Raw genomic sequence first — 272 nt, forward strand, 5'->3', positions numbered from 1 at the left:
CTTAACTCGTACCCCATTATTTTTCTAGAATATGCGTCTGTCACCAGCGATAAGTAATGTGTTCCTTCATCTGATTTCACGTAGGTGATGTCGCTAACTAGCACTTCTTCTACTCGTTCAACAATCTTGTCCTTAAGCAAATTAGGATGCTTTCTAAGCCAGTGATGACTATTCGTTGTTTTGGTGTAGTTTTTTCTCGGCTTCACCAACATATCTCGCTGTTTCAAGTATTGAAATAGCCCATCCCGACCGAGTTTTATGCCTTGCTCAAC

1 pseudogene is annotated in these 272 nt (G+C 40.8%); it reads right to left on the reverse strand.

The annotated features are described in order from the left end of the window. A pseudogene (locus AN944_RS21200) lies at nt 1-272 on the reverse strand (IS3 family transposase); the annotation flags it as partial.

This window comes from Shewanella sp. P1-14-1, assembly GCF_001401775.1.
GTDB classification, from domain to species: Bacteria; Pseudomonadota; Gammaproteobacteria; order Enterobacterales; family Shewanellaceae; genus Shewanella; species Shewanella japonica.